The following is a 22,483-nucleotide window of genomic DNA, read 5'->3' on the forward strand; positions in this document are numbered from 1 at the left end:
ATCTCGGCGAAAGTTGGTCCGGGCGGGGTGGATTCAGGCGGCTGGAAGTTTGCAGCTGGAGGGAAGGGAGAGGGGAAGCCCGGGAGGGGATCAGGGGTTTTGGTGCGGGATCGGCGGAGGAAGCGCGCAGGGGAGGTCGCGGGACTGTGGTCGGCCCGCGATCTCCCCATCGTGCACTACCTTTCGCGCAGCAGTTACTGCTGGGCGGCCTGGCCCTTGTTGAAGTTGGGCTGGGTGGCGGGCTGGGCGGGCTGGCCCTGCTGGATCTGGGGCTGGGCGGCATTGCCACCGGCGGGGAGGGAGTCGCCGCGCATGGAGGCGCGGATCTGCTCGAGGCGGTTGTGCCCGGCCATCTGGATGGACGCCTGCTGGACCTCCATCATGCGACCCTGCACCGAGTTCTGGGCGAGCTCGGCGGCACCGAGGGCGTTGGCGTAGCGGCGCTCGATCTTCTCGCGCACCGCGTCCAGGCTCGGGGTGGTGCCGGGGGCGGAGAGGGTGGAGTCCATCTGCTGCAGCGAGGCCGAAACCTGCTCCTGCATCTTGGCCTGCTCCAGCTGGGACAGCAGCTTGGTGCGCTCGGCGACCTTCTGCTGCAGCAGCATGGCGTTCTGCTCGACGGCCTTCTTGGCCTGCGCGGCCGCCTGCAGCGACTGGTCGTGCAGGACCTTGAGATCCTCGACGGCCTGCTCCGCGGTCACCAGCTGCGCGGCGAAAGCCTCTGCGGCATTGGTGTACTGGATGGTCTTCTCGGAGTCACCGGCGGCATTGGCCTGATCGGCGAGCATGACCGCCTGGCGCGCATTGGCATTGAGCTTCTCGACCTCGTCGAGCTGCCGGTTCAGCTTCATCTCCAGCTGGCGCTGGTTGCCGATCACCGACGCGGCCTGCTGCGACAGGGCCTGATGCTGGCGCTGGGCTTCCTCGATGGCCTGCTGGATCTGAACCTTCGGATCCGCATGCTCCTCGATCTTCGAGTCGAAGAGGGCCATCAGGTACTTCCAGGCCTTCACGAACGGATTAGCCATCGATTGATCCCGCCTCCATATGACGTGCCGCGCCCCGTAGCGCGACAGCAGTGCGCGACCGTCGCGCACCCCTGTTGTCCCATATCTCCACTGTGCAACGGTCGTTCCGGAGACATCGGCAACAGCACGATGTCTCCGGCACGAAGCCTACAGAGAATTTATCCCTTTCGGCTCCGCAGTACAGCGATCACTTGGCGGCCACCAGCACCAGACGATCCGACTTCGGGGCCGGAATCACGATGCGGGGACCGAAAGTTCCGTCGGCGGCCAGCGCCATATCGCCGTCTCCACCCTTGGGCGTGACCTTCGCGGCGGCCTTGGCCAGCGTCTTCGCGGGCACCTTGGCCTTCGCGCCCACCCCGGCGACGGCCTTCTCGCCCGCCAGCGCGGTGGCCTTGTCGGCGTCGGCCATGGCGGCGCTCACATCGAAGAGCACCTGCGACAGCGGCACATCCAGGGCCGTGCAGATGGCGGCCAGCAGTTCACTGGACGCCCCCTTGCGACCCCGCTCGACCTCGGACAGGTACCCCAGGCTCACCCTCGCGGAGGTGGAGACCTCACGCAGTGTCCGGCTCTGGGCGACCCGAGCACGACGCAGGCTTTCCCCGATCGCTTCTCGCAGCAGCGTCATCTCGTTCTCCTCACACTCGTCTCGCCGGACCCAGCGTTTGACTGGACAACGTCCGGCGTCGGCCGCGCGTTCCCGGCTGCTTCACTCGCCCCTGACGGAGCGGACGAGTTCGGTGACCGCGGCGCGGACCGCGCCCACCCTGATCGTCCACCGGTCCCCCGACAACTTCAACCGAAGTACCTCGGTGGACTGTGGACCCGCTATACCTAGAAATACCGTGCCGACCGGTCGTCCGTCCTGCGGTTCGGGTCCGGCGACGCCGGTGAGTCCGATTCCCCAGTCCGAGGCGCAGCGGCGGCGAGCCCCTACCGCGAGCTGTTCGGCGGTGCTCGCGGCGACCGGTCCGTCGGCGGCCAGCGTGTCCGCACTCACACCCGCGAGGGACTGTTTGAGGTCGGTGGCGTAGACGATCAGTCCACCCCGCAACACCGCACTGGCCCCGGGAATTCCCGCGATGGTCGCGCTGAGCAGTCCGGCGGTCAGCGATTCGGCCGTGGCGACGGTCTGACCTGACTCGATCAGGGCCGCGACCAACTCGGCCGCGGGCGCGGCCGTGACGAGCGGATCGGGCGGGATCGGGGCGGCGGTCGCCACGCGGGACAGCGCGGCCTCGATATCGGGCCGCACGCGCACGGGGCGATCAGGACGCACGGGAGCCACCCGGGGACCCGAACCACAGGCGACCGGCCTGCACGACGTAATCCAGCCCGGTGACCACCGTCAGCACCACCGCCACATACATCAAATCCATTCCAGCGGAAGCGAATCCACCGGACAGCGGCAGCAACAGCACGGCAATGGCGACCGACTGGACCAGGGTCTTGAGCTTGCCGCCCCGGCCCGCGGGAATCACACCGCGCCGCACCACGGCCAGCCGCAGCAGCGTGATGCCGAGCTCACGGGCCACGATGACCCCGGTGATCCACCACGGCAGATCGTGCAGCATCGACAGTCCGATGAGCGCGGCACCGATCAGCGCCTTGTCCGCGATCGGATCCATGAGTTTGCCGAAGTCGGTGATCAGGCCGTACTTGCGGGCCAGCTGTCCGTCGACGCGATCGGTGATGGCCGCGACGCCGAAGAGTCCGGCCGCGATCCAGCGCCAGGTGGTGTCGTGCCCGCCCGCCGCGAACAGCGCGAGCAGGAACAGCGGCACGATCAGGATGCGAAGCACCGTCAGCACATTGGCGATGTTCATCAGCGGCACCGCCGCGGGTTCGACCACCGCCTCCGGGCGCGATGAGGCGACCGCCTCGGGGCGCGGGGAGGATATATATCCTGGGCTCGCCGCGGGACCGGCATCGGTCCAGCGACCTTCGAGTTCGTCACGCTGCACGGTCACCAGCGCCCCCACCGGCCGTCATAGCGACCGTCGATGCCGGACCATGCCGGTATGCGGGGGAACTGGATGTGTGACACACCGACAAGCCTATCGGTAGGTGGGCCGACTACTGTGCACCCCATGACAACACGGGCACCTGACAGCGGTTCGATCGACGGGCAGACGGCGGTAGCGCCGATCGTCCGTCGAGCGCGAACCTCTGACGTGCCCGAGATCAAGCGTCTCATCGACATCTACGCGGGCCGGATCCTGCTCGAGAAGAACCTGGTCACGCTGTACGAGGCGGTGCAGGAATTCTGGGTCGCCGAACGCGACGGGGTGATCCTGGGCTGCGGTGCGCTGCACGTGCTGTGGGCCGATCTCGGCGAGGTGCGCACGGTGGCGGTGCACCCGGATATCAAGGGCACCGGCGCGGGGCGGCTGATCGTGGAGCAACTCATCACCGTGGCCCGCGAACTCGAGCTGAAGCGGCTGTTCGTGCTGACCTTCGAGGTGGATTTCTTCGCCCGACACGGCTTCGTGGAGATCGAGGGCACGCCGGTCACCGCCGAGGTGTACGCCGAGATGTGCCGGTCCTACGACACCGGTGTCGCCGAATTCCTGGATCTGTCCTACGTCAAGCCGAACACGCTCGGGAATACCCGAATGCTGTTGACGCTCTGACACTTCCGTCAAACATCTCTTTCGAGCAGGAGCGATTGCCCATGGCCGTTTTCGCCGTCCACTACGTCTACTCCGACGCCACCGCCCCGGTGCGCGACGTCCACCGTCCCGAGCACCGCGCGTGGCTCAATGCCCTCGTCGACGAGGGCACCGTCCTGACCAGCGGTCCGTACCCGGACGGTTCGGGCGCGCTCATCCTGGTCCAGGGCGACTCCCTGGAGGCGGTGACCAAGCTCTTCGAGAACGACCCGTTCGCCCGCGAGAACCTGCTCGCGGACAAGCGCATCGTGGAGTGGCTGCCCACCATGGGCGCGTTCGTGTCCTGACCCCGCGTTCGAGAGGGCCCCATCCGGGCATGGCCGGGTGGGGCCCTCTCGCGTATCCGCATGGGTGACGGCGGGGAAGCCGCGAGCGCGGCAGGTCAGGCCGGGATTGGTTGGCGCGCACCGGAATCGGCGCTGCGACGAATGGCGTCGAGGACGCGGTGGAGGCGCAGGCCGGTATCGAAGGTCGGGACGGTGTGGCCGCCGGTGCGGATGTCGTCGGCAAGGCTGGCGTAAAGCCTCGCCACATTGCGGGATTCGACCGGCAGGCTCGCGATCGGTTCCGGGTCGGCAGGCGTGAGGTCCTGCCAGGTGCCGCCCGCGCCGCGCGATGCCAGCAGGTTCAGGTCGCTCATCTGGATACCACCCGCGTGCAGGCCGGGCGCGCCGGAGGCGGTGTCGTTGGCGAGGACGAGATCTCCTGCGGTGCCGGAGATTTCGATGCGGGTATGGGCGTTGGTGAGTTTGGCGTCATGCAGATGCGCCGAGACCACCACGTCTCCGATGCGGCCGTTGAACAGCAGATGGTCGGGGCTGGTGACGCGCACCCGCTCCCCCGTTTCGACCACCGTGTTGTAGGGATTGCGGACCGCGAGGTCGGCCGACAGCTCAGTGAGGTCGCCGAGCAGGAATTGCAGCGGGTCGAGGGTGTGGCCGCCCGCCACTTCCAGCAGTCCGGCGGCATTCTCGCGGTCGAGGGTGTAGGCCGCCCACTGCGGGATGGCACCGCCCGCGCCCTTGCCGCGCGCGGAGTAGACGGTGGCCGAAACCGGCTCGCCCACATGGCCTTCGGCGAGCAGCTCCCGGGCCCGCAGCACCGCCGGGGCGAAGCGCGCCTGCAGGCCGACGACGTGATGGCCGGGCGCGGCGGCAGCCTCCGCGACGATGGCCTCGGCCTCGGAAGTCGTTCGGGTGAGCGGCCATTCGGAGTAGACATGCTTGCCCGCGGCGAGGGCGGCCCGGATCAGTTCGGCGTGCGCGGGGACCTTCACGGTGATGACCACCAGGTCGACCTCCGGATGCTCGGCGAGCTCACGCGCATCGGTGAAGGCGTGCTCGGCGCCGAAGAGGCGGGCCGCCTGCTCGGCGCTCTCGCGGCGACTGGTCCCTACCGCGGTGAGTGCGAAGTCGGGTAGGGCGTTCAGGGCCGGAATGTGGGCGCGGGAGGCCCAGCCACGGTCGGGGCTGGCACCGATGATTCCCACTCGAATGGTGTCGGACATCTTCACTCCTTCGCTAAACGGACTCAGCCGGTCCGTTTATGACGCTAGCCAAGCGGACTAAGAAAGTCCACTTTTGCTAAACTCCAGGTCATGACCGCTGTCGATCGCCTGCTCGCCCGCGAATCCGGGCCGACCCCGCGCGCCGACGCGCGCCGGAATCTCGAACGACTGGTCACCGCGGCCCGCGAGGCCGTCTCGGAGGTCGGGGTGGGTGTGACCGCGCAGGAGGTCGCGCAGCGGGCGGGAGTGGGCAAGGGCACCTTCTACCGCCGCGTGCCCTCGCTCGAGGTGCTGTTGCGAGCGGTTCTCGAGGAGGTGCTCGACGAGGCCATCGCCGTCGCCGACCGCGCCCTCGAAAACCCGGACCCCTGGCAGGGATTCACCGAGTTCGCCTCCGCTTACGTGCATCTGCGCAAGGAGAGCTGCGGTGTGAACGAGGCCCTGGGCGGTGCCTGCGACGTGGATCGCTGCCTCGCCGACATACGTGAGCGATTGCGCGAATTGGTCTGCCGCGCACAGGAAAACGGCTCACTGCGCCCCGACACCACCTGGCAGGACGTCGCCTTCATGCTGGCCGGAGTGGCGACCGACGATCACACGATCGGCCTGAGTGCCGCCCCCGACCAATGGCAGCGCACCCTGCGCATAGTCCTGGACGGGCTGGCCGCGCGCCGCTGAGGCCGAGCCGACTACCCCTCGACGCCCTACCCGAATCCCTTGCGCCGGTTCGCTCCCGCACGCGCCACGCGAACCAGCAGAATCCGCCGCGCCGGTTCGCTCAGGGGCGCTACGCGAAACCGATCGAAACCTTCGCGCCGGATCGCTCCCACTCATCGGGGACCTGACTATCCTCCGCCGGTAACCCGGACCCGCGGGAGGTCTAGCGTTTGCACCGTGCGATTGGACAAAGCCACTGCCCTGTCCCGATTCCGCGCCGCCCGCGTGGCCCGTCTCGCCACCGCCGACGACGCGGGGCAGCCGCATCTGGTGCCGGTCACCTTCGCCGTCTCCCCCACGGACACACCGCTTTACGCGGTCATCGCCATCGACCACAAGCCGAAGACCACCTCAAATCTGCGCCGACTGCGCAATATCGAGTCCAATCCCCTGGTCTGCCTGCTGGCCGACGAGTACGACGACGACTGGACCCGGCTCTGGTGGACGCGGCTCGACGGCCGAGCCGAAATCCTCACCGCCCCAGAGGATCTCGCGACCCCACTGACGTGGCTGAGCGCCAAGTACGCCCAATACCGGGCCGAGCCGCCCGCCGGACCGGTGATCCGGATCGAGGTGGCGTCGGTGCGCGGCTGGGCCTACTCGGCCTGATGAATCAGTGGTCGTCGTCCTCGCCGTGCGGGTGCCCGTGGGCGAGCTCGTCCTCGCTGGCGTCGCGGATATCGATGACCTTTACATCGAAGTGCAGTCGCACCCCGGCCAGCGGGTGGTTGGCGTCGATGGTCACCTCATTGCCGTCCACCGCGCGCACGGTCACGATCTGCGATTCGCCGTCCGGGGCCTCGGCATGGAATTCCATGCCGACCTCGAGCTGGTCGGCGTCCTCGAAGGCGTCGCGGTCCACCGTGCTGACCAGTTCGGTCAGGTAGTCGCCGTAGCCCTCCTCGGGCTCGACCACGACCTCGATCCGGTCGCCGACGTTCTTGCCGTCCAGCGCCTTCTCGAGGCCCTCGACAATGTTCTCCGCGCCGTGCAGGTAGACCAGCGGCTCGTCGCCGACGGACGTGTCGAGCACCTCGCCGTCGTCGTCGGTCAAGGTGTATTCGATGGAAACGACCTTGTCAGCGGCAATCGACATGGTGGGGAGCCTTTCGCGGAGGAATGCGTACCGGGTCAATGTATCGCCTGATGACCGCCACGCCGGTGACCACCTGCACCAGCACGAAGCAACCCGCGTAGAACGGCACGGTGAAATAGGCGAACCACACCGAATTGTCCGGTCTCGGCATCATGAACAGGCCGATTCCAATGGGATGCGGCGAGTCCTCCATGGGCGGTCGGTCGGCGAAGGTCCACCACCAGCTGAAGGCGATGAGCACGACGGCGACCGGCGCGAGCCGGGCCCACCGATTCTCGGTGCCGCGGGCGTAATGCCAGGCGAGAATCGCCAACGGCACGAACCACACCCAGTGATGGCCCCAGGAGAACGGTGACGCGCAGGCCGCGGTCATGCCGGTGACGGTGATCGCCAGCAGTTCCTTGCCGACGCGATGGGCCAGTGTCGCCGCGGTGAGCCCGAGCGCCACGACCGGCAGCAGCGTGAGCAGCCACATCCAGGTGGGCGGCTGGAACACCGAGTTCATTTGGAAGCGCTGAATGTCGAGGAATCGCAGCATTTGCGCGAGAAAACCGTTGACGGACTGATTGCCCGGCGAATCGACGGCCCCGACCCGACCCGCGGAGGTGACCTGACCGCGCCAATACGAGTACGCGTCGTCGGGTCGCAGCGCGAAACCGACCGCAATGGTCGCCGCGAACGCCCCGGTGGCGATGCCCAGGCTGCGCCACTGTCGGGTGCAGGCGAGATAGAGGAGAAAGAAGGCGGGCGTCAGCTTGATCCCGGCGGCGATTCCGACACCCACGCCGCGCAGCGGTGCCTTGGCCGGACGGGTGAGATCCCAGACGATCAACAGCACCAGGAAGACATTGATCTGCCCGAGCCAGAGGGTGGTGCGGACCGGTTCGAGCACCGTGGACAGGACCGCGAGCAACGCCGCGAATACCCAGGTGCGCACCGTGTTTCGGTAGTTCAGCACCAGCAGGCAGCGTCCGGTGAGCGCGATCAGCGCCAGCATGGTCGCCAACGACCACAGTGTCTTGGCATGGACCAGCGAGATCACCGTGAGCGGCAGGAAGACCAGGGCCGCGAAGGGGGTGTAGGTGAACTCCATGCCGAACACCACGGGTCCGTCATAGAGCCCGGACCGGTCGCGGATCACCTGCCCGCCCGCGCGATAGACCTCCAGGTCGAGGCCGTTGCTGAACAGTCCGTAGTACGGGTTGTCCAGGGGAATCGCGTAGAGATGGAACACCACCGCTGCCACCGCGAGCAGCGCCCCCGCGATCAGCATTCGATTCGTCGGGTCGCACCGCTCGCTCGTGGGCAGCGTGGTGTCGCACTCGGTACCGGATAACTCCTTAGCCCCCGCAACCACGCGCCCACGATAGCGAACGTTCCCGTCGAATCGCGGCAATGACGGTGCGACACATCCCTTGCCGACGGGCCGAATCAACTACCCGCTCGGCTGCGTGGTCGTGGCGGGTGTCGCATCGCACACCGCGGGCACCCCGCCCTCGATGCGCAGCAGATCACAGAAGGTCGAGGCCGCGACCTTCCACGAGCCGCCGATCTCGAGCGCCGTTCCGTGTCGATTGAGCAGCAACGGAATTCCGTGCTTCTTGATGGTGAAGGTCACCGCCGCGCGCCCGGGCCCATCGCCGACCACCTCCGACACACTCGCCGACGCCCCACCGGCAATGGCCGAATGCGCTTGGTGCTCCAGCGTTTCGGTGAAGGCCTGCCCGTTCTCGAGCAACGCCATCTTCTGATCGACCGGCAGCGAGCTGTCGAAGAACTTCTCGAAGGTGCTGCGGACCGCCTGCACCTCGGCGTCCGGCGTCTTACCGTCCGAGGTCGTCTCCCCCTTGCCACAGCCGGTGGTCAGCAGCACCGGCACCACGCACGCCACCAGCAACCCCGCAGTTCGTCCGAACATCCCGGTCGGACCTCCTTTCCAGCGCAGACCGTAACAGCTATTCGACAGTTATCTATAGACCAAGTGACCAACTACTAAATGAGTCGGCATCGGCATGCGTCACAGCCACCGCCCCTGACGAGGAGATCGACTATGAAGCGTTCGGTGAAGACCCTGATCGTGGGAGTTTCCGTGGCCGCGGCGGTTCCGCTGCTGGCCACCGCGACCGCCCAGGCCGCCCCTCCCGGTTCCGTCTACTTCAACTACGGCGGCAAGAACTGTGCCATCACCCCCGACGGCGTGATCGGCTGCGACGGCTGGCAAATGGTCACCGCGGTCACCCTCCCGGTCGGCGGCGGCCTCCCCATCGACGTCCCCGCGCCCCAGTCCATCCAGGACGCGAGCGGCATCCACCCCTCCTACGATTTCAGCCAGCCCTACACCCTCCCCGGCGGCAACCCGGACTTCTATGCCGTCGCCAACGACCAGGGCCCCTGGGGTCCGCGCCTGTCCTTCGCCGGGGCCTTCTGCGAGATCAGCTTCCGCGGCTGGTTCCGCTGCGTCGCCCGCGGCGCCTGAGCCGTGTCGCAATCGCTGTGAATAAGGGCATTCAGGATCCCGGGAAGGGCTGTTAGGGGCCTGCACGGCCGCTGGATTCGTGCCGCGCTGGCGGCCGGGAAGCATGTGCTGTGCGAGAAGCCCTTCACCGCGAATGCCGACGAGGCGCGTGAAATCGCCGCGCTGGCAGCCGGTTCCGATCGCGTGGTGATGGAGGCGTTCCACTACCGCTACCACCCGCTGACCCGGGCGGCCGAAAAGATCATCGCCTCCGGCGAACTCGGCACCCTGCGGCGGGTCGAGACCGCCCTCTGCTTCCCGCTGCCGAAGTTCTCCGACATCCGCTACAACTACGACCTGGCGGGCGGCGCGACCATGGACGCGGGCTGCTACGCCGTGCACATGGCCCGAACCTTCGGCGGCGAGGAGCCAGAAGTCGTTGCGGCGCAAGCCATCCTGCGCGACCCACGCATCGATCGCGCGATGACCGCCGAACTCCGCTTCCCCTCCGGCCACACCGGCCGCGTCAGCTGCTCCATGTGGTCCTCCAACCTGATCCGCATCTCCGCCACGATCACCGGCGACCGCGGCCGCCTCCGCATCCTCAACCCGGTGGTCCCCCACCTGGGCCACCTCCTCACGCTCCGCACCACCTCCGGCCGCCACTTCCACACCTACGGCCGCCGCCCCTCCTACGACTACCAACTCGACGCCTTCACCGCCGCAGTCCTCCGCGGCGAACCCATCCCCACCACCCCCGAAGCCGCCGCAGCCAACATGACCATCCTGGACGCCATCTACCGCACCGCATCCCTCCCCCTCCGCCAACCAAGCTGATACGGCAGGACCGAGAACGACTGTGCTGTACTGGCCGGGTGATCGAATCTGGTGGCCTGGACGCGACGGTTGACGCTGTGGTCGAGGGGGCGCTGCTCGGTGGGCCTCGGAGGTATAACCGGCGGCAGGTGGCGGAGTTGTCGGGGGTGCCGGTGGAGCGGGCCCAAAGGCTGTGGGTGGCATTGGGATTTCCGGCGGCGGCCAGTGATGACGAGGTGGGGTTCACCGATGCGGATGTGGTTGCGGTGCGGACGTTCACGGCCATGCAGGCGATCGCGGGGGCCGATGAGCAGAGTCAGGTCACCGCAGCGCGGACGCTGGGGCGGGCGATGGCTCGGCTGGCCGAATGGCAGGCGGATCTGATCACCCGTGAGCTCGGGGACGGGGAGGTTACGGCGCAGACCATCAAGGTGCTCGGTGAGTTGCAGGAGTACGCGTGGCATCGGCATTTGGCGGCGGCGCTGGGGCGGTCGCACGAATCCGGGGGCGCGACACGGCAATTGCTGGTCGGGTTCGCCGATATGGTCGGATATACACGGTTGTCGCGACATCTGGATCCCGATGAATTGACCGAGCTGCTCGATACTTTCGAGTCCGCCACGACGGACGCCATCACCGCCCACGGCGGGTGGGTGATCAAGAATGTCGGCGACGAAGTCATGTTCGCGGCCGAGAACGTGCGCGACGGCGCGCGCATCGCGCTGGCCATGAATGCGGCGGTCACCGCTGCGGCACAGCGGATTTCGGAGATGCCGCAGATTCGGACGGGGTTGGCCTACGGTCCGGTGTTGACGCGCTTCGGCGATCTCTACGGCACGGTGGTGAATGTGGCCGCGCGGCTGACCGGTGTGGCGCGGCCGGGGACGATTCTGCTCGACGACGGCGCGGCCGCCGCGCTGGGCGAGGATGATGCCGAGTTCACGTTGCGGCATCTGCGCGGTGTTCGGGTGAAGGGTTTCTCGCGCTTGCGCTCCCACGTCTTGCGAGAGCGCAAGCGCAAGTAGGGAATTCGGTCCTTACTTGGTGGGCTGGGACGATCCCATGGCGACGCCGAGGTTGTTGACGATCTGAGTCCAGAACTGCCCCAGCGGCGTGGTGGCGATACTGGAGCTGGCGCTGGAGGAGCCGGAGCTGGCGGAGCCGGAATCGGCGAGGGCGGGGCCCGCGGCCCCGGCGAGTATGGCCGAGAAGGCGATGAGGGTGAATCCGAGGCGACGAGTGTTGTGGCTCATGGCTGCAAACAGTAGTGAAACTTAGACATTTCAGACTGAGATTGCGGGCATTAGGCGGTTCGGGTCAACCGGGGCCGTTGAGGTCAACCGAGGATGAGCGCCGCCGCGTGTTCGCCGATCATCATGGTGGCGGCATTGGTATTGCCGCCGACAATGCTCGGCATGATCGACGCGTCGGCCACCCGCAGGCCGTCGATGCCACGGACGCGCAGGGTCGGGTCCACGACCGCGCGATCGTCGACGCCCATGCGGCAGGTGCCGACGGGGTGGTAGACGGTGGTGGCGCGATTGGGGATTTCCGCGGCCAGCTCCGCCCGGGTCGGGTACTGGGGTCCCGGGGAGATCTCGGTGTCCACGGCGGCGCTGATCGCCTTGGCGGCCATGACTTCTCGGGTCAGTTCCATGCCGTGGGCCAGGGTGTCCAGGTCGCGCTGTTCGGCGAGATAATTGGGGTCGATGGCGGGCGGCGCGGCCGGGTCGGCGGAGGTCAGGCGCAGGGTGCCGCGGCTCTGGGGGTAGATCATGGTGACCAGAATGGTGAGCGATCGGCGCGGGTCGGGGACGTGGCGGATCGGGGCGTCCTGGTTGGGTCCCGGGTAGCCCCAGGGCAGGACGTGCAACTGCAGGTCGGGTGCGCCGGTCGTGTACGGGGTGTGCAGGAAGGCGACGGCCTCGAAGACGCTGCGGGCCAGCCAGGTGCTGTTGTTGCGCAAGGACTCTCGGACGAAGGCGCGGGCGAAATAGCCGGGGGCGGAGCGGCGCAGCGCGGTCGGCATGGCGAAGGTCATCGGGACGAACAGGTGATCGTGGAGGTTGTCGCCCACCGGGAGGTCGGCGACCACGTCGAGGCCGAAGGCGCGCAGGTGGTCGGCCGGGCCGATGCCGGAGAGCATGAGCAGTTGCGGTGAGCCGAAAGTGCCCGCGCTGACGATTACTTCGCGGTCGGCGTGCAGGACCTGGGTGCCCTGCGCGGTCCGATATTCGACGCCGGTGGCGCGACCGTGCTCGATCACAATGCGCGTGACATGCGTATCCGGCAGCACCGTAAGGTTTTTCGGCCGGTCGTCGAGGTAACCGACCGAGGTGCTGTATCGCAAGCCGTTGCTGTTGCTCTGCTGCAGGATCGAGACGCCCTCCTGTTCGGCACCGTTGTAGTCGGGATTCTTTGCGACACCGGTGGTTTCGGCGAGCGCCTCGATGAACGACGCGGAAGCGGGGGTCAGTTCGCGGGCGCGGATCACCTTGATCGGTCCGGTGCCGCCGCGGAATTCGCTCGCCCCGTCCTCGAAGGACTCGAACTTCTTGAAGCTGGGCAGCACGTCCTCGTACGACCAACCGGTATTGCCCGCCGCCGCCCAGCCGTCGAAGTTCCGTCTGTTCCCGCGCACGAACACCATGCCGTTGACCGAGCTCGACCCGCCGACCACCTTCCCGTGCGTCTGCGGGACCTTGCGGCCGAGCGCGTGTTTCTGCTCGACGGTGTAGTGCCCCCAGTCGATTCGCTGCTTGAGCTGCGGCACGCTGTGCATCGGCCCGATCATGCCCGGCTTGCGCACCAACCGGCCCTTGTCGCGCCGTCCGGCCTCGAAGAGCGTCACGGCCGCGCCGGTGTCGGCCAGCCTGCGGGCGATAATGGCCCCGGCGCTTCCGGAACCGATGACGATGTAGTCCGTAGCAGCCATGACCAGCCCTTTCGCCACACAGCCTCGCCCCTTTATGAACGGCGAAACTGGGATGTGTTGCGAAAATACTCGAATCCACCCGGATAGGAACTCGTTTCAGTAATCCCGCTCGGATTCGGGGCGATCTCCATGACCGCCTCCGCCAAGGCGAGTCGAACACCCAGTCGGGGCGGGGTGGATAGACCGGCGTCTCCGGTCATCAGCAGGCGGGTCGCGGCCCACGGCAGGTTCACCCCGGTGAAAGCGGTGTGGAACAGTCCGGCCGACGGTCGCGGATTGACCTCGAGCAGCACCGGTTCGCCCGCGCGGTGCCGCAACTGCACATTGGTCAGATACGCCAGGCCGAAATGCTCGACCAACCGTCGTGCCGTATCGACTAGGTCCGGATCGTCCAGCAGAGTGCGGAACCGGCCGTGCTTGGCGCGCGGGATGCCGATCAGTAACTCGCCGTCCGGGGTGGAGAGGCAGTCGATGCTGATCTCCGGATCGTCGAGGTAGGGCATGACGAGCAGGTCGGGTACCCGATCCCCGTGTGCCGCAGCACGATCCAGCGCACCGGCGACCGCGTCGACGGAGACCGTCGGCACCGGCGGGGCGAGCAGATCCGCCACGCTCAGCGGCCGATCATCGAGAATGCGAAACCCGAACGCCGAATACTCCCCACTCGGCTTGATACACAACCGTTCTCCGGGCTGCGAGAGCTCCTCGACCGCCGCCCGCAAGCCCTTCCCGTCGGACACCACTCGCCACGGCGGCACCGAAATCCCCGCTCCCGCCGCGGCCGCGTAAGTGGCCGCCTTGTCGGTCAGCGTGCGCACCGCCTCGACCGGCGAACACATCACGGCGGTGCCGATCGCCGCGAACTCCGCGACCCGTCCGGCCAGCGCCTCGAGCCGCCGCGGCGGAATGAGCACATCGATCCGATGCCGCCGACAGAAATCGAGGGCGAACCGCCCGTATTCGTCATTGTCGACCCGGCGCGGCTCCACCTCGGCCACATCGCATACCGCCAAGGCCGCGGCCTCGGGATCCACATTGCTGGCATACACGGCGACCTCGACCCCGTCGGGGTTCTCCCGCAGCAGCCGCATCACCTGAACGGTCGCCGCCCCGGCACTACTCAACCAAATCCGAAGCGTCACACCAGCGCCCCTCTCACATCCAGGGTCGCCTACCAACCACCGTTCACCGTGCAGCCCAACCGTATTCGCCCGCCGCCCCACCCGCGACCCGAAACCACCGGTACCGCACCACAAGCTGTCAGCGGCGGTGTCAGCTCCATGTCAGAGCGCTGTCAGGCGGGCCGGACAAAGTATGTCCATCACGGCGAACCGCCACAACGAATTTCGAAGGAGAACATCATGTCCGCCACCCTGAACCTGACCGACCAGGACAAGGCCACCATCCGCTCCGCCGCCTACGGCGCGGTGTCGCTCATCTCGGCCGCCTCCGGCAAGGCCCACAAGGCCGCCACCGCCGGTTCCCTCGCCCTGGGCTCGGCCACCGGCCAGATCGGCCACCTGCTGAACACGAAGTCCAAGGACATCCACCTGAGCGGCAAGACCGTCGCCGAACTCGCCGACCAGGTCCTGCCCGCCCTGACCTCGGCGGCGGCCGTCCTCGAACGCCAGAACCCCGTCGAGGCCGACAACTTCCGCACCACCGTGCTGGTCGCCGTCGAGGCCGCCGCGGCCACCGGCCGCAATGGCTACTCCAGCCCCGTCGTCACCGACATGACCCGCAAGATCACCACCGCCCTGCATGCCGCCTGACGACCTCGGGCCGGGCGCCCCTGCCCGGCCCGAAAATCGTTTTACCGCAGCAAAGCTCCACTGCTACCTTGACTTCGAGACAGCCACCCCGACGACAGGAAAGGCGGGCCCCGATGACCGTGCTGACACAGCGCGTAATCACCCTCGACTTCACCCGCCGCCCGCGCGTCCGCCGGAGCGCCCCCTGACGGCCTCGATTCCCGAGCCACAGGGCCGCTTCCGCGCACACCGCCGGACAGCGGCCCTTTCCCTATTCACCCCGCGCACCTCAGTGCCGAGCCGATGTCAACGCCGACATCCGCGCGGGGTCACGTGCCCGTAGCTCAGCGGAGAGAGCGCTTGCCTACGAAGCAAGAGGCCGAAGGTTCGAATCCTTCCGGGCACACCGGGGAGGTTTCAGGGTCGATCTCGCGGTTACTCGACCGACTGTCGTGCGCCACCCGGGCGCTCGGAGGACGGAAGGACTGCGACATATGTTGGTACTCACGCCCAAAGCCGTCGATGTGGTTCGCGATATCACCACGCAGGAGGGGGTGCCGCCGGAGGCGGGGCTGCGGATATCCACGCCCGACAACGCTCAGAGCTTCCATCTCGCGATTACCGAGGCGCCCGCCGCCGATGACGAGGTGGTCGTCGCGGAAGGTGCCCGCGTTTTCCTCGATCAGGACTCGGCGGCCTTCCTCGACGACAAGGTCCTCGACACCGGCCTCGACGCAAAGGGCAACACCGCCTTCGTCATCGGGCCGCGCTCGTAGGTCGAGCGGTCCTCGCCGGAACCGCCAGCAGCAGAAGCGAGATCAGAGCCAGCCCGATGATCGGGATCGACAGCCACCCGCCGTATTGGACCAGATGACGGAGGTGGTCGTCGGGCTCGTCGAAGCTCGCGAGCACGTGGCCGAGATTCGCCGAAAGCAACAGTCCGAGAGCGCATCCCGCGACGGCACGAGCCCCCTGGGCTGCGACGAGCAACAGGACTACCGCTGTCGCCGAGAGCAACACCGCCGCGATGACCAGGGTGTCGTCCGCACGGTGCGGCGGCGAGTCTCCGGCCGGGCGCAACAACCAGTAGCACAGGTGTAGGCCGGTGGCCACGAAAAGGCTGTAGGCACAGAGTATTTCCCTCGGTCGCCGGTCGCCTCGCCGACGGCCCGCGACGGACGTCGCGGGCCCTGCCGACTCTTCGCTCATCTTGTCCCCCCAACAGTCACTCAACCTCGTCTGAGGAAATGGCGGCTGTTGGGGCGGACGTTAACCGCGTGGCCGCGTCAACGGGCCTGCTGGGCCTGCCACATCCAGTGCAGTTGCTCGATGCGGGCGGCGATGGTGATGAGCAGGTCCTGGGTGACCGGGTCGGCGGTTTCGGTGGCTGCGATGTGCTCACGGAGGCGGGTGATGATGGCCCACAGGGTGGACACCATGGTGGCGATGACGTCGGTGTCGGTCTGCCAACCGGATTCGATTCCGGGGACGGCGGATTCCTTCACCACGGTCGCGGCGCGGCCGTCGGGGCTGACGCCGATGGCGGTGGCGCGCTCCGCGGCGGCATCGGTGAATTCCCTTGCGGCGGCGACCACTTCATCGAGGCCGAGGTGCACGGACCGGAAATGCGGTCCGACAACGTTCCAATGCGCCTGCTTGGCGATCAGCGACAGGTCGATCAGATCGACGACCGTCTGCTGCAGCGCGTCTCCGGTCACCCGCAGGGGGTCACCGCTGAGTGGGCTCTGAATCGGCTGCACCGGCATGGCTTGTCCTCCTGGCTAGCGATCGAGGGGTACCTCCACGCTCTACCCGGCCATCCGCCGCTCAATCGACGACGGCGCGACCGAGGCATCAATCGAGGGCCATCGGGTAGCTCGTCGGTATCTCAGTCGGCGACAGGTGGAGGAGTGAGCCATGACCACATTCGGATACACACTGATGACCGAGCAGAGCGGGCCGCGCGAGCTGGTGCGGTACGCGGTCGCCGCGGAGCGGGCCGGATTCGATTTCCTGGTGAGCAGCGACCACTTCTCGCCGTGGCTCGACGAGCAGGGGCATGCGCCGCACGCCTGGACCATGCTCGGGGCCGTCGCGCAGGCCACCGAGTCGATTCCGCTGATGACCTACGTGACCTGCCCGACCATGCGGTATCACCCGATCATCGTGGCCCAGCAGGCCGCCACCCTGCAGATCCTCGCCGGAGGCCGATTCACCCTGGGGCTGGGCAGCGGCGAGAGCCTCAACGAGCATGTGGTGGGCGAGGGTTGGCCGGGGCTCGCCGAACGCCACGAGCGGCTGGCGGAAGCCATCGGCATCATCCGTGAACTGCACACCGGCCGGACGGTCACCCGCCATGGGCATTGGTACCGTGTCGATTCCGCGCGCATCTGGGATCTGCCGCCGGATCCGGTGCCGATCGCCGTCGCCGTGTCGGGAGCCCGCTCGGTGGAGCGGTTCGCGCCGCTGGCCGACGAGATGATCAGCACCGATCCCGACGCGGACCTGGTGCGCTCCTGGACCGCGGCCCGGGGCGACGCCACCGGCCCGGCACGCATGACCGGGCAGCTGCCGGTGTGCTGGGATACCGACCGCGACAAGGCAATTCAGCGCGCCCACGAGCAGTTCCGATGGTCGACCGGCGGCTGGGACGTCAATTCCAATCTCCCCACCACCGACGCCTTCGCCGCCGCGACGCGCCTGGTTCGGCCCGAGGATGTGGCCGACACGATCCCCTGCGGCCCCGACCTCGACGCCATCGTGGAAGCGGTACGCCCCTACTGGGAAGCGGGATTCACCGACATCGCGCTGGTGCAGGTCGGCGACGAGGCACAGCAGCGATTCCTGTCCGAGGCCGCCGGGCCACTACTGGACAAGCTGCGGGCCGCCGCCCCGTAATCAGGCGTGTGGACCGCATGGCCGCGAAGCTCGAAGCGATTGTCGCGGAATCGATCGTGGGGTTCCAGCAGGCGGATGCGGGGCGCGTGCCCACCCACCGCGGTGGCGGCTTGTGCACCGAAGACCGCTCCGCCACTGCGACGTTCGTGAGGGGCTCGGGGATAGCGCCCCGCCCGCACGAGAATGCGGTGTCCGTTTGTCGTTCCTGCCGGGCATCACCTCGCTCTCACCACGTGATCACCGGAACGGCGCAGGGGACCGCCGCCACCTCCAACTCACTTCATTCTCGATCGAAAGGGGATCAGATAACCTCTGTCATCTGACACAGATATTATTTAGCACTCTCCATAGGTGAGTGCAAGATTCGGGGCAAGGTAATCTGACCTCCAACCGACACTGCTGTACAAGAGGAAGGCACCCCGGATGCTGGCAGGCGAACACGGCCACCTCCCGCGCTCCGAACAGGCGGTCTACGCCATCTCGGTGGCCGCCGAACTGGCGGGCGTCGGCGTGCAAACCCTGCGCCTGTACGAGCAGCACGGACTGATCACCCCCACCCGCAGCGTCGGGGGCACCCGCCGCTACAGCGGCGACGACCTGGCCCGCCTCGCCCGCATCGTCACCCTGTCCGGGCAGGGCATCAACCTGGCCGGAATCGGGCGCATCCTCGAACTCGAGGACACCAATACCGCCCTGCGCGCCACCAACGCCGCCCTCGAAACCACCAACGCCGCACTACGCCAATCGAATACGGACGCGGCCGAGCGACCGGGCGCACAGCCGTAACTCAACCCTCGACGGCCTCGAGCAGCATACCGATCGCCACTTCGACCGCACCGGCCAGGACTTCCGTTGGCGCACAGTCGAATTGCTCGTGCCGCGCCCACTTCTCCGCCCCGGCGTCCACGGCCAGCCACACCGAACCCGCGGGCTCACCATCCTGAGCACCGGGCCCGCCCACCCCGGTCACCGCCACCGCGATATCGGCGCCGAGCAACGACCGCGCACCCGCGGCCATGGCATGCGCGGCCGTCTCCGACACGACGGGAACGTCGGGGACCCCGAGCACCCGATGTTTGACCTCCGCGCTGTAGGCCACCACCGCCCCGCGCAACCAGCGCGCCGAGTCGGGTCCCGCGCCGAGGGCCGAGGACAATTTCCCGCAGGTCAACGATTCCGCGACCGCCACGGTGCGGCCCGCCCGCTGGGCCGCGTCCGCCAGGCGTTCGGTGAGCTCACCGATCTCCGCCATGCCCGCCTCCTCTCGATTCGACCTCAGCACTACCCCGCTCGCGACCACTGAATCGACCACCCCGAGGGCGTGCGTGAGATCCCCGAATCGGGGTACGGCGAACACACCCGGCCCGACGCCGGTGAATCGTTCGCTACGAGGAGGGACCATCCCATGGCAGACACCGGCAATCCCGGCCAGTTCGGCAACCGCCCGGACACCGTCGAGCAGGCCCGCAAGGGCGGCAAGGCCAGCAGCGGCAGTTTCGGGGCGGAGAATTCCGCCGATCCGCGCGAGGCGGGCGCGCACAGCCACGACAACGATCCGGGTCGGGCGCACGAGGACCCCGGTCGGACGCACGAGCCCGACAGCATCGGCGACGCGCTGGAATTGCTGCTGCGTCAGCACGAGCTGATCAAGACCTTGTTCACCCAGACCCTGGACGCCACCGATCCGGCCGAGCGGGAGGCCAATTTCCGCACCCTGCGCCGCCTGCTGGCCGTGCACGAGACCGCCGAGGAGGAGATCATCCATCCGCGGGCCCGCACCGAGATCGAGGACGGGGCCACGGTGGTCGCCGCCCGGCTCGAGGAGGAGCATCAGGCCAAACAGCAACTGGCCGAAGTGGAATCCCTCGATATCGATTCCGCCGAGTTCGAGAAGGGCCTGGCGCAGTTGCGCGAGGATGTCGTCGCCCACGCCGAACACGAGGAGCAGGACGAGTTCTCGCAGCTGCGGCACGAGCTGGAACCCCGCCAGCTGCGGGCCATGCGGCGGGCGGTGGAGATCGCCGAGGCGCTGGCCCCGACCCGGCCGCATCCGGGCGTGGAGTCGGTGGAAGCCAACCTGTTGACCGGCCCGTTCGCGGCCATGCTCGACCGCGCCCGCGATGCGATTACCAAACCGCGGGAAGCCTGAGTTCTTCAGTGCGGGAGCGCATGATGGGCAGACCCAAACCACAGGCGGGCGACCGCGGCAATCTGTCGCTGTTCGACCGATTCGCCACCAGCACCAGCGATTGGGCTTCGCGGGCAGGATTTTTCGTGTTCTGCGTGGGGCTGGTGGTGGTTTGGGTGCCGTCCATTCTGGTGTTGCCGAGCGTGGACACCTGGCAGCTGGTGATCAATACCGCCACCACCATCATCACCTTCCTGCTGGTGGCATTGCTGCAGAACACCCAGCGCCGCAGTGACGCCGCGGTGCAGGACAAGCTCAACGCGGTCGCGGGCGCACTGGCCGCGTTCATGGGTGAGCTCAGTGCCGAATACCCCGAATTGGACCGGCACCGTAGCGAACTCGCCGATTCCGTCGGCCTGGAGAAACGTGAGGGATCGGGCCGACGGCAGACTTCCGACGGGTAGGAGACGAACATGCCGGACGCGACGCGGTACGTGCCGCCCGACGGCGATCTCGACGACCTGCGCGAGGCCGCCCGCGGCTGCCATGGCTGCGATCTGTATCGCCATGCGACGCAGACGGTTTTCGGCGAGGGTCCCGCGGACGCACAGGTCGTGCTGGTCGGTGAACAGCCCGGCGATCAGGAGGACCGCGAGGGTCATCCGTTCGTCGGACCGGCCGGGCGGCTGCTCGATCGCGCGCTCGCCGAGGCCGGGATCGATCGCGACGCGGTGTATGTGACCAACGCGGTCAAGCATTTCAAGTTCGTCGAGCGTGGCAAGCGCCGCATTCACGCGCAGCCCGGGCGGACGGAGATCGTGGCCTGCGCACCGTGGTTCGAGGCGGAGATGCGGATCGTGCGACCCAGGCTCGTGGTGTGTTTGGGCAGCATTGCCGCCAAAGCGATACTGGGACAGTCGTTTCGGGTCACCGCGCAGCGTGGGAAGTTGATCTCGACGGAGGAGTACGAGGTGATCGCGACCGTGCACCCGTCGGCGGTGTTGAGAGCGCCGGACCGCACCGAGGCGTACTCCGCGTTTGTCGAGGATTTGCGGGCGGCCCGCTCGATGTTTCCCACCGGATTGCCGGGTACCGGCGGCTGAACCGTTGCCCGCCAACATGTTTCACGCCTCCCTACGCGGGTAGCTCCCCTCCGCCAGAAACTCCACTGACAAAGGAGGCCCGAAATGCCGGTCACCTCACCAGATCTCGCTCGCGACATCGATCACACCGATGCTCTCGAACCGCGTGTGCACGGTGTCGTCCTCTGGTTCGACACGGCGAAGGGCTTCGGTTTCATCACCCCCGACGGGCAACCGGCGCGGCGAGTGTTCGTCGAGTTCTCCGGCATCGACCTCCCCGGCTATCGCACCCTGACCGAACATCAGCCGGTGAGTTTCACCGTCGAACGCGACGAGCGCGGCCTGCACGCCGCGGCGGTACGCCCGCGCTGATTCGCGGTCCACCCGTTCCCGACCGCGGTTTCGGGTTCCGGCGGTCGGGTATGGCGACACCGCGCGGAGGTGGAGATGGACGGGCACGATATCGGCGGACCGACCGATCTGTCACGGCGCGCGTGGATCGGGGTGGCGCGCAGGGTCTTCGGGTCCATTTGGTCGAATCGGGTGACCGATTGGGCCGCGGCCCTCACCTACTACAGCGTGCTTTCACTGTTCCCCGGCCTGGTGCTGTTGGCGGCATTGCTCGGGTTGCTCGGTCGCGGCGCGACCGACGCGTTGATCTCCACGGTGCAGGCTGCCGGGTCCAGCAATGAGACCGGCGCGCTGGTGGACGCCCTGCACCAATTGCAAGGCGCTCGAACCTATTCCGGCCCCGTCGCCATCTTCGGTCTGATCACCGCACTATGGACCGCCTCGGGCTACATCGGCGCTTTCATCCGAGCCGCCAACTCGCTCTACGACGTCGGCGAAGGCCGCGCCGCGTGGAAAACCTTGCCGCTGCGCATCGGCCTCACCCTCGCCGTCGTCGTGGTGGTCGCGGCGACCGCGGTGGGCCTGGTGCTCAGCGGCGACCTGGCCCAACGCACCGGCCGCTGGCTCGGCGTCGGCACCACCGCCGTCACCGTATGGAACATCGCCAAGTGGCCGGTGCTCCTGCTGCTGGTCAGCCTGGTCTGTGCCCTCCTGTATTGGGCCGCACCCAATGTCCGCCAACCCGGCTTTCGCTGGATCACCCCCGGCAGCGCCGCCGCCGTCCTCATCTGGGCCGCGGCCTCCGCCGGATTCGCCCTCTACGTAGCCCATTTCGGCTCCTACAACAAGGTCTACGGTTCCCTGGCCGGGGCGGTCATCTTCCTGATCTGGCTGTGGCTCACCAACCTCGCCGTCCTCTTCGGCGCCGCCTTCGACGCCGAACTCGCCCGGGCCCGCGGCCTCGCCCAGGGCCAACCTCCCGACCAGCAGCCCTTCCTCCCACCACGCGATCAACCCGACGACGAGCCGGAACAGGTCTAGGCG

Annotated in this window: 29 protein-coding genes, 1 tRNA gene and 1 pseudogene; 17 read left to right on the forward strand and 14 right to left on the reverse strand. The window is 67.7% G+C overall.

What is annotated here, in order from left to right:
• Window positions 1–194: 194 nt before the first annotated feature.
• From pspA to pgsA, 4 genes are all read right to left on the reverse strand, one after another.
• Window positions 195–1,028 carry a phage shock protein PspA gene (gene pspA, locus VMT40_RS09020; protein WP_326308630.1) on the reverse strand — a complete coding sequence of 278 codons (834 nt, stop codon included), beginning with the start codon at window positions 1,026–1,028 and terminating at the stop codon, window positions 195–197.
• 187 nt (window positions 1,029–1,215) lie between these two features.
• Window positions 1,216–1,659, reverse strand: a complete 444-nt coding sequence (locus VMT40_RS09025) for a helix-turn-helix domain-containing protein (protein ID WP_326357529.1) — start codon at window positions 1,657–1,659, stop codon at window positions 1,216–1,218.
• 81 nt (window positions 1,660–1,740) lie between these two features.
• Window positions 1,741–2,235: a CinA family protein gene (locus VMT40_RS09030; protein ID WP_326358544.1), complete on the reverse strand. Its 495-nt coding sequence runs from the start codon at window positions 2,233–2,235 to the stop codon at window positions 1,741–1,743.
• A gap of 64 nt (window positions 2,236–2,299) precedes the next feature.
• Window positions 2,300–2,932, reverse strand: coding sequence for a CDP-diacylglycerol--glycerol-3-phosphate 3-phosphatidyltransferase (gene pgsA / locus VMT40_RS09035; RefSeq protein WP_442789968.1), 633 nt, complete (start codon window positions 2,930–2,932; stop codon window positions 2,300–2,302).
• Between the two features lie 189 nt (window positions 2,933–3,121).
• Between pgsA and VMT40_RS09040 the strand changes: the two genes are divergently transcribed.
• Together VMT40_RS09040 and VMT40_RS09045 are read left to right on the forward strand one after the other, a co-directional pair.
• Window positions 3,122–3,664: an amino-acid N-acetyltransferase gene (locus tag VMT40_RS09040; RefSeq protein WP_326357530.1), complete on the forward strand. Its 543-nt coding sequence runs from the start codon at window positions 3,122–3,124 to the stop codon at window positions 3,662–3,664.
• A gap of 41 nt (window positions 3,665–3,705) precedes the next feature.
• Complete coding sequence (locus VMT40_RS09045; protein ID WP_326357531.1) at window positions 3,706–3,990, forward strand: YciI family protein; 285 nt, start codon at window positions 3,706–3,708, stop codon at window positions 3,988–3,990.
• 95 nt (window positions 3,991–4,085) lie between these two features.
• Here VMT40_RS09045 and VMT40_RS09050 read toward each other — a convergent pair whose 3' ends face one another.
• Window positions 4,086–5,210 carry a Gfo/Idh/MocA family protein gene (locus tag VMT40_RS09050; protein WP_326357532.1) on the reverse strand — a complete coding sequence of 375 codons (1,125 nt, stop codon included), beginning with the start codon at window positions 5,208–5,210 and terminating at the stop codon, window positions 4,086–4,088.
• 90 nt (window positions 5,211–5,300) lie between these two features.
• Between VMT40_RS09050 and VMT40_RS09055 the strand changes: the two genes are divergently transcribed.
• Window positions 5,301–5,888, forward strand: coding sequence for a TetR/AcrR family transcriptional regulator (locus VMT40_RS09055; RefSeq protein WP_326357533.1), 588 nt, complete (start codon window positions 5,301–5,303; stop codon window positions 5,886–5,888).
• A gap of 216 nt (window positions 5,889–6,104) precedes the next feature.
• Entirely contained in the window at window positions 6,105–6,536 is a 432-nt protein-coding gene (locus tag VMT40_RS09060; protein ID WP_326357534.1) for a TIGR03668 family PPOX class F420-dependent oxidoreductase, read from the forward strand.
• 4 nt (window positions 6,537–6,540) lie between these two features.
• Here the strand turns inward: VMT40_RS09060 and VMT40_RS09065 are convergent, their stop codons facing one another.
• The 3 genes from VMT40_RS09065 to VMT40_RS09075 form a co-directional block, all read right to left on the reverse strand.
• Window positions 6,541–7,023 carry an FKBP-type peptidyl-prolyl cis-trans isomerase gene (locus tag VMT40_RS09065; protein WP_326357535.1) on the reverse strand — a complete coding sequence of 161 codons (483 nt, stop codon included), beginning with the start codon at window positions 7,021–7,023 and terminating at the stop codon, window positions 6,541–6,543.
• The gene (locus VMT40_RS09070; RefSeq protein WP_326357536.1) at window positions 7,007–8,380 is read right to left on the reverse strand and encodes a glycosyltransferase 87 family protein; all 1,374 of its coding nucleotides are present in this window, start codon (window positions 8,378–8,380) and stop codon (window positions 7,007–7,009) included. Before VMT40_RS09070 ends, VMT40_RS09065 begins: the two co-directional genes overlap by 17 nt.
• A 78-nt stretch (window positions 8,381–8,458) precedes the next feature.
• Window positions 8,459–8,941 carry a hypothetical protein gene (locus VMT40_RS09075; RefSeq protein ID WP_326357537.1) on the reverse strand — a complete coding sequence of 161 codons (483 nt, stop codon included), beginning with the start codon at window positions 8,939–8,941 and terminating at the stop codon, window positions 8,459–8,461.
• A gap of 132 nt (window positions 8,942–9,073) precedes the next feature.
• On the opposite strand from VMT40_RS09075, the gene VMT40_RS09080 reads away from it, so the two are divergent.
• The 3 genes and pseudogenes from VMT40_RS09080 (at window position 9,074) to VMT40_RS09090 (ending at window position 11,319) form a co-directional block, all read left to right on the forward strand.
• The gene (locus tag VMT40_RS09080; protein WP_326357538.1) at window positions 9,074–9,499 is read left to right on the forward strand and encodes a hypothetical protein; all 426 of its coding nucleotides are present in this window, start codon (window positions 9,074–9,076) and stop codon (window positions 9,497–9,499) included.
• 57 nt (window positions 9,500–9,556) lie between these two features.
• A pseudogene (locus VMT40_RS09085) lies at window positions 9,557–10,315 on the forward strand (Gfo/Idh/MocA family protein); the annotation flags it as partial.
• 38 nt (window positions 10,316–10,353) lie between these two features.
• A complete protein-coding gene (locus VMT40_RS09090; RefSeq protein WP_326357539.1) occupies window positions 10,354–11,319 on the forward strand; it encodes an adenylate/guanylate cyclase domain-containing protein in 966 nt (321 codons plus the stop codon).
• 12 nt (window positions 11,320–11,331) lie between these two features.
• On the opposite strand, the gene VMT40_RS09095 is transcribed toward VMT40_RS09090, so the two are convergent.
• The 3 genes from VMT40_RS09095 to VMT40_RS09105 all read right to left on the reverse strand — a co-directional run bounded on the left by VMT40_RS09095 (window position 11,332) and on the right by VMT40_RS09105 (window position 14,371).
• The gene (locus VMT40_RS09095) at window positions 11,332–11,547 is read right to left on the reverse strand and encodes a hypothetical protein (RefSeq protein WP_326357540.1); all 216 of its coding nucleotides are present in this window, start codon (window positions 11,545–11,547) and stop codon (window positions 11,332–11,334) included.
• 83 nt (window positions 11,548–11,630) lie between these two features.
• Window positions 11,631–13,229: a GMC family oxidoreductase gene (locus VMT40_RS09100; RefSeq protein ID WP_326357541.1), complete on the reverse strand. Its 1,599-nt coding sequence runs from the start codon at window positions 13,227–13,229 to the stop codon at window positions 11,631–11,633.
• A gap of 32 nt (window positions 13,230–13,261) precedes the next feature.
• On the reverse strand, window positions 13,262–14,371 hold the full coding sequence (locus tag VMT40_RS09105) for an ATP-grasp domain-containing protein (RefSeq protein ID WP_326357542.1): 1,110 nt from the start codon (window positions 14,369–14,371) through the stop codon (window positions 13,262–13,264).
• A 219-nt stretch (window positions 14,372–14,590) separates the two neighbouring features.
• Between VMT40_RS09105 and VMT40_RS09110 the strand changes: the two genes are divergently transcribed.
• The 3 genes from VMT40_RS09110 to VMT40_RS09120 all read left to right on the forward strand — a co-directional run bounded on the left by VMT40_RS09110 (window position 14,591) and on the right by VMT40_RS09120 (window position 15,756).
• The gene (locus VMT40_RS09110) at window positions 14,591–15,001 is read left to right on the forward strand and encodes a hypothetical protein (protein WP_326357543.1); all 411 of its coding nucleotides are present in this window, start codon (window positions 14,591–14,593) and stop codon (window positions 14,999–15,001) included.
• A gap of 312 nt (window positions 15,002–15,313) precedes the next feature.
• Window positions 15,314–15,386 (forward strand) — tRNA-Arg (locus VMT40_RS09115).
• An 88-nt stretch (window positions 15,387–15,474) separates the two neighbouring features.
• Complete coding sequence (locus tag VMT40_RS09120; RefSeq protein ID WP_326357544.1) at window positions 15,475–15,756, forward strand: hypothetical protein; 282 nt, start codon at window positions 15,475–15,477, stop codon at window positions 15,754–15,756.
• Here VMT40_RS09120 and VMT40_RS09125 read toward each other — a convergent pair.
• Entirely contained in the window at window positions 15,737–16,093 is a 357-nt protein-coding gene (locus VMT40_RS09125) for a hypothetical protein (RefSeq protein WP_326357545.1), read from the reverse strand. The genes VMT40_RS09120 and VMT40_RS09125 overlap by 20 nt on opposite strands.
• Window positions 16,094–16,266: 173 nt before the next feature.
• Window positions 16,267–16,746, reverse strand: coding sequence for a Dps family protein (locus VMT40_RS09130; RefSeq protein ID WP_326357546.1), 480 nt, complete (start codon window positions 16,744–16,746; stop codon window positions 16,267–16,269).
• A gap of 151 nt (window positions 16,747–16,897) precedes the next feature.
• On the opposite strand from VMT40_RS09130, the gene VMT40_RS09135 reads away from it, so the two are divergent.
• Window positions 16,898–17,878: a TIGR03557 family F420-dependent LLM class oxidoreductase gene (locus VMT40_RS09135; RefSeq protein ID WP_326357547.1), complete on the forward strand. Its 981-nt coding sequence runs from the start codon at window positions 16,898–16,900 to the stop codon at window positions 17,876–17,878.
• A 423-nt stretch (window positions 17,879–18,301) separates the two neighbouring features.
• Window positions 18,302–18,664: a MerR family transcriptional regulator gene (locus VMT40_RS09140; RefSeq protein ID WP_326357548.1), complete on the forward strand. Its 363-nt coding sequence runs from the start codon at window positions 18,302–18,304 to the stop codon at window positions 18,662–18,664.
• 1 nt (window position 18,665) lies between these two features.
• Here VMT40_RS09140 and VMT40_RS09145 read toward each other — a convergent pair whose 3' ends face one another.
• Window positions 18,666–19,130, reverse strand: coding sequence for a CinA family protein (locus VMT40_RS09145; protein ID WP_326357549.1), 465 nt, complete (start codon window positions 19,128–19,130; stop codon window positions 18,666–18,668).
• A gap of 351 nt (window positions 19,131–19,481) precedes the next feature.
• On the opposite strand from VMT40_RS09145, the gene VMT40_RS09150 reads away from it, so the two are divergent.
• The 5 genes from VMT40_RS09150 to VMT40_RS09170 all read left to right on the forward strand — a co-directional run bounded on the left by VMT40_RS09150 (window position 19,482) and on the right by VMT40_RS09170 (window position 22,480).
• A complete protein-coding gene (locus VMT40_RS09150; protein ID WP_326358547.1) occupies window positions 19,482–20,027 on the forward strand; it encodes a hemerythrin domain-containing protein in 546 nt (181 codons plus the stop codon).
• 23 nt (window positions 20,028–20,050) lie between these two features.
• Window positions 20,051–20,470, forward strand: coding sequence for a low affinity iron permease family protein (locus tag VMT40_RS09155; protein WP_326357550.1), 420 nt, complete (start codon window positions 20,051–20,053; stop codon window positions 20,468–20,470).
• Window positions 20,471–20,479: 9 nt separating this feature from the next.
• A complete protein-coding gene (locus VMT40_RS09160; RefSeq protein WP_326357551.1) occupies window positions 20,480–21,109 on the forward strand; it encodes a UdgX family uracil-DNA binding protein in 630 nt (209 codons plus the stop codon).
• Window positions 21,110–21,193: 84 nt separating this feature from the next.
• Window positions 21,194–21,460: a cold-shock protein gene (locus VMT40_RS09165; RefSeq protein WP_326357552.1), complete on the forward strand. Its 267-nt coding sequence runs from the start codon at window positions 21,194–21,196 to the stop codon at window positions 21,458–21,460.
• Window positions 21,461–21,535: 75 nt separating this feature from the next.
• Window positions 21,536–22,480: a YihY/virulence factor BrkB family protein gene (locus VMT40_RS09170; RefSeq protein ID WP_326357553.1), complete on the forward strand. Its 945-nt coding sequence runs from the start codon at window positions 21,536–21,538 to the stop codon at window positions 22,478–22,480.
• Window positions 22,481–22,483: the final 3 nt, after the last annotated feature.

Origin of the sequence: Nocardia sp. CDC160, from assembly GCF_035818795.1 — a bacterium.
In the GTDB taxonomy this organism is placed as follows: domain Bacteria; phylum Actinomycetota; class Actinomycetes; order Mycobacteriales; family Mycobacteriaceae; genus Nocardia.